This is a genomic window from Halomonas sp. (assembly GCF_014859505.1).
In the GTDB taxonomy this organism is placed as follows: Bacteria; Pseudomonadota; Gammaproteobacteria; order Pseudomonadales; family Halomonadaceae; genus Halomonas.
Genome location: NZ_JACUUD010000171.1, coordinates 1 through 4,856, shown reverse-complemented (window position 1 = coordinate 4,856; position 4,856 = coordinate 1). Strand labels below are relative to the sequence as shown.

Below are 4,856 nucleotides of genomic sequence, written 5' to 3'. Positions count from 1 at the left end.
CCCGCGGCGACCACATGAACGCCCACGGCGGCACCAACACCCTGAAGATCCTGGACGTGAACGAGCGTCATGTCGGCTGAGGAGAAGGCAGGAGAGAGGGATCACCGCCCGGGCGTCTTTGCGGGGGACAAGGGCTGCCCGGAAACCGGCTGCGGGCTGCTTGCCGGCGTCAGCCTGCCGGCGGCGGTGGTCCATGAGGCGCCCCTGGCCCATAACCTGGCCTGGATGCAGCGCTTCGCCGAGGCGCGCGGGGCGCACCTGGCGCCCCACGGCAAGACCACCATGGCCCCGGCGCTCTTCCGCCGCCAGCTCGAGGCCGGCGCCTGGGGGATGACGCTGGCCACCGCGCCCCAGTGCCGGGCCGCCTACGCCCACGGCGTCAGGCGCCTGCTGCTGGCCAACCAGCTGGTGGGCGAGGCCAACATGGCGATCATCGCCGGGCTGATCGAGGCCGGCGCCGAGCTCTTCGTGGTGGTGGATGGCGAGGCCAACATGGCGGAGCTGGACCGCTACTTCTCGGCCCGCGGCCTGCGCCTGCCGGTGCTGATCGAGCTCGGCATCCCCGGCGGGCGCTGCGGCTGTCGCAGCGCAGAGGCGGTGCTGGCCCTGGCCGAGCGGATGAACCAGGCGCCGGCACTGGTGCTGGCGGGCCTCGAGGGCTACGAGGGCGTGGTGGCGGGCGACGACCCGGAAGGGGTGGTGCGCGCCTACGCCCGTGAACTGGTCACGGCGGCCCACACCCTGGCCGGGAAGGACCTGTTCGAGCGCGAGATACCCCTGGTGACCGCCGCCGGTTCGGCCTGGTATGACCTGATCGCCGAGGCCTTCCGGACCCTGGCGCCGTCCCAGGCCTTTGCGCCGGTGCTGCGCCCGGGCTGCTATGTGGTGCACGACCATGGCCTCTACGCCGAGGCCCAGCGCCACCTGCTGGCCCGCGAGGGCGAGGAGGAGGGGCTGCGGCCGGCGCTGGAGCTCTTCGCCCAGGTGCAGTCGCTGCCGGAGCCGGGCCTGGCCATCGTCGCCATGGGGCGGCGCGACGTGGGCGGCGACCGCATGCCGCTGGCGCTGCGCCGCTACCGCGAGGGGGGCGACCCGGCGGCGGTGCTTTCGGTGGCGGGCTGGGAGGTGGTCAAGCTGATGGACCAGCATGCCTTCGTGCGCCTGCCCGAGCCGACCGGCGACGTGCGCGTGGGCGACGTGCGCGTAGGCGATATCGTCGCCTTCGGGGTCTCCCATCCCTGCCTCACCTTCGACAGGTGGCGCGCCGTGCTGCGGGTCGATGGCCGGCTCGAGGTGCAGGAGGTGATGGCCACCTGCTTCTGATCCTGTATACACAAGCCCGGCAAAGTGTGGCCAGTTGGTGAAAAAAGTGCGAAGGTGCCATCAGGATCATCACCGTCGAGGCATGCCATGAGCCACTCCTGGAGGGAAGACGTCGAGGCCGCCGTCAAGGCGGGCGAGCGAATCAGCGACCGGCATATCGTCGACCAGGTGCGCCAGGCGGTGCTGACCCAGCGCCTGCCACCGGGCACCCGCCTGCCCGAGGTGGCGCTGGGCGAGATCTTCGGGGTGAGCCGCTCGGTGGTACGCCGTGCCCTGACTCGCCTGGCCGCCGACCACGTGGTCGACCAGCGCCCCAACCAGGTCTCGCGCGTGCGCGCCCCCAGCGTCGAGGAGACCCGCGAGACCTTCCATGCCCGCCGCCTGGTGGAGGGCGAGGTGGCCGCCCTGTTGGCCGGGCACCTGGAGGCCGATGCCCTCGACGCGCTCGCAGCCGAGGCCGAGGCGGAGGCCGCGGCCCATGCCCTTGGCGATGAGCCGGCGCGCATCGGCCACTCCCTGGCGATCCACCACCGTCTCGCCGAACTCTCCCTCAACCGGGTGCTGGGCGCCATGCTCACCGACCTGGTGCTGCGCACCTCCATCGTCATCGCCCTCTATAAGCGAGGCTCGCTGGCCTCCTGCTACCTGGCCGGGGACCACCCGCGCCTGCTCGAGGCGCTGCGCGTCGGCGACGCCGAGGGCGCCCGCCAGGCGGTCGTCCAGCACCTGGCGAGCCTCGAGGCGCTGCTCGACCTGGGCCCCCGGGACAGCGGCACCGACCTCAAGGCGATCTTCGGCGCCGTCACGGCGGAGGCCTGACCGCGACCCGTCCCCGGTCGGCCCCGCGCATCAGCGTTGGCGCAACGCCTTGTCGTGCCCCGGCCCCTGGCCGACAATGCGCGCATCCTGATTCCTGCGGAGACTCCCATGCGTTCACGATGTGCGGCCTGGCTGCTCGGCCTGGCGCTGCTCTTTCCGGCGACGCTGCTCAAGGCCGACGCGCCCACCGTGGCGGCGGCCTCGTCCCTGCAGTTCGCCTTTCCGGAGCTGGTGGCCGCTTTCCGAGCCGAAACGGGTGGCGAAGTGAGGGTCAACTTCGGCTCCTCCGGCAACTTCCGCCGGCAGATCCTCCAGGGGGCCCCCTTCGAGCTCTTCCTCTCCGCCGACGAGATCAACATCGAGGCCCTGGAGGAAGCGGGACGCCTGGAGGGCGAGAGCCAGGTGTATGCGGTCGGCCGACTGGTCTGGCTGCAGCGAGCGGGGCGTGACGACCTCCCCGAGGCGGACGATCCCCTGGCCGGGGTGCGCGAGGCGCTGACGGCCCATGCGGCGGGGCAGGGGCGGCCGCGCCTGGCACTCGCCAACCCAGAGCACGCTCCCTATGGAATTGCTGCCCGAGAGGCCCTGGAGCACGCCGGGCTCTGGGAGGAGACGGCGCCGCTGAGGGTGCTCGGCGAGAACGTCTCCCAGGCCGCCCAGTTCGCGCTGACCAGCGACGCTCGCGGCGGCCTGGTGGCCGAGTCGCTGGCGCTGGCCCCCCAGCTTGCCGAGCGCGGCGAGTACGTCATGATCCCCGAGGCCTGGCACGCGCCCCTGGTGCAGCGCATGGCGCTGGTCAAGGGGGCCGGCGAGACCGCGCGGGCCTTCTACGCCTGGCTGCAGGAGGAGGAGGCTCGGGCGATCCTGGCCGACTATGGCTTCCGCCTGCCCGACGACGCGAACTTCTGATGGACTGGACGGCCCTCACGGTCTCGCTGCGCCTGGCCGCCTTCACCTGCCTGCTGCTGCTGCCGGTGGGGCTCTGGCTGGGTCGCACCCTAGCCACCGCCCGCTTCCGCGCCAAGCCGCTGTGCGAGGCGCTCGTCGCCCTGCCGCTGGTGATGCCGCCCACGGTGCTGGGCTTCTACCTGATGCAGGCCTTCGGCGTCGAGGCGCCCTTCGGCGGGCTCTGGGCCCGGCTGTTCGGCTCGGGCCTCAACTTCACCTTCACCGGCATCCTGCTCGCCTCTCTGGTGGCCAACCTGCCCTTCGCGGTGCAGCCGATCCAGCGCGCCTTCGAGACGGTGCCACCCAACCTGCGCGAGGCGGCCTGGTGCTGCGGGCTTTCGCCCTGGCAGACCCTCTGGCGCATCGAGCTGCCGCTGGTATGGCCGGGGATCATCTCCGCCCTGGCGCTCACCTTTGCCCACACCCTCGGCGAGTTCGGGGTGATCCTGATGGTGGGGGGCGCCATCGACGGCGAGACCCGCACCCTCGCGATCGCCATCTATGATCGGGTTCAGGCCTTCGACGAGGCCGGGGCGGGCATCATGTCGGCGATGCTGCTGCTGGTCTCCTTCCTGACCATCGGCGTGGTCTACGGCCTGGCGGGCCGGCGGAGGTGGCGTCGTGTCTGAACGCCCCGAACCGGCCGCACGGCTGACGGTGAGCCTGCACCAGCCCGGCCCCATCCCCCTGGCGGCGGACTTCCACTGCGATGCCGGCGAGCTGCTCGCCCTGGTGGGCCCCTCCGGCAGCGGCAAGACCACCCTGCTGCGCGCCATCGCCGGGCTCTACCGGCCCGCGGGCGGGCGCATCGCCTGCGGCGGCGAGGCCTGGTTCGATGCCGAACGCCGACTCTCCCTGCCGCCCCAGCGACGCCGGGTGGGGCTGGTCTTTCAGGACTATGCGCTCTTCCCCCATCTGACCGCCCTGGGCAATATCATGGTGGCACTCGATCATCTGCCGGTCCGGGAGCGTAGCGAGCAGGCCCTGGCCTGGCTCGACCGGGTGCGGCTCGAGGGGCTGGCCGACCGGCACCCCGCCGAGCTCTCCGGCGGCCAGCGCCAGCGGGTGGCGCTGGCCCGTGCCCTGGCGCGCAGCCCCCGGGTGCTGCTGCTCGACGAGCCCTTCTCGGCGGTGGACCAGGTCACCCGGCGCCGCCTGCAGCGTGAGCTGGCCATGCTGCGTGAGCAGATCCGCATTCCCATCGTGCTGGTGACCCACGATCTGGACGAGGCGGCGGCCCTGGCCGACCGGCTCTGCGTGCTGCACGGCGGGCGCACCCTGCAGGCGGGCCCGCCGCAAGTGCTGTTCCGCCGGCCCGCCTCGCCCGAGGTGGCCCGGCTGCTGGACCGCCATAACCTCTTCGAGGGCGAGGTGGTGGAGGAGGGCGGCGAGCGACGCCTGGCCTGGGGCCCCTGGCGGCTGGAAGCGGCAGAAGGGCTCGCGACACTGCCCCTCGGCGCGCGGGTGAGCTGGTACCTGCCCCCCTCCGACGTGGTGCTGCATCGCCGTGATCGACCGTCCCAGGGCGAGCGCGAGAACCCGGTGGCGGCGCGGGTCGAGTCGCTGGTAGTGCTGGGGGGCATCACCGCGGTATCGCTGGCCTTCGACCATACTGAACGCACCCTGGGCTTCGAGATCGCCACTCATGCGGCGCGGCGCAACGGCCTGGCCCGGGGCGAGGCCGTCCAGGTCTCGCTGCTGGCGGCGGGGATCCACCTGATGCCGGGGCAGGATATGCCGGACGAGACGAGAACGACGAGATGAGG

At 72.4% G+C, this 4,856-nt stretch carries 5 protein-coding genes; all 5 read left to right on the top strand.

Features of this window, described 5'->3' with window-relative positions; genetic code table 11:
• Positions 1-69 precede the first annotated feature (69 nt).
• Positions 70-1,323: an amino acid deaminase gene (locus IBX53_RS14635; protein ID WP_290910671.1), complete on the top strand. Its 1,254-nt coding sequence runs from the start codon at positions 70-72 to the stop codon at positions 1,321-1,323.
• Positions 1,324-1,410: 87 nt separating this feature from the next.
• Positions 1,411-2,142: a GntR family transcriptional regulator gene (locus tag IBX53_RS14630; protein ID WP_290910667.1), complete on the top strand. Its 732-nt coding sequence runs from the start codon at positions 1,411-1,413 to the stop codon at positions 2,140-2,142.
• Positions 2,143-2,250: 108 nt separating this feature from the next.
• Entirely contained in the window at positions 2,251-3,051 is an 801-nt protein-coding gene (gene modA / locus IBX53_RS14625; protein WP_290910664.1) for a molybdate ABC transporter substrate-binding protein, read from the top strand.
• On the top strand, positions 3,051-3,719 hold the full coding sequence (modB, locus tag IBX53_RS14620) for a molybdate ABC transporter permease subunit (protein WP_290910661.1): 669 nt from the start codon (positions 3,051-3,053) through the stop codon (positions 3,717-3,719). The genes modA and modB overlap by 1 nt, the downstream gene beginning before the upstream one ends.
• Positions 3,712-4,854, top strand: a complete 1,143-nt coding sequence (locus tag IBX53_RS14615) for an ABC transporter ATP-binding protein (protein WP_290910658.1) — start codon at positions 3,712-3,714, stop codon at positions 4,852-4,854. Before modB ends, IBX53_RS14615 begins: the two co-directional genes overlap by 8 nt.
• The last annotated feature ends 2 nt before the right edge of the window (positions 4,855-4,856 follow it).

Bases quoted from the DNA above. Each gene is read 5' to 3' on its own strand.
- IBX53_RS14635 (WP_290910671.1), top strand. From the start codon at position 70: ATGTCGGCTGAGGAGAAGGCAGGAGAGAGGGATCACCGCCCGGGCGTC.
- IBX53_RS14630 (WP_290910667.1), top strand. From the start codon at position 1,411: ATGAGCCACTCCTGGAGGGAAGACGTCGAGGCCGCCGTCAAGGCGGGC.
- modA (WP_290910664.1), top strand. From the start codon at position 2,251: ATGCGTTCACGATGTGCGGCCTGGCTGCTCGGCCTGGCGCTGCTCTTT.
- modB (WP_290910661.1), top strand. From the start codon at position 3,051: ATGGACTGGACGGCCCTCACGGTCTCGCTGCGCCTGGCCGCCTTCACC.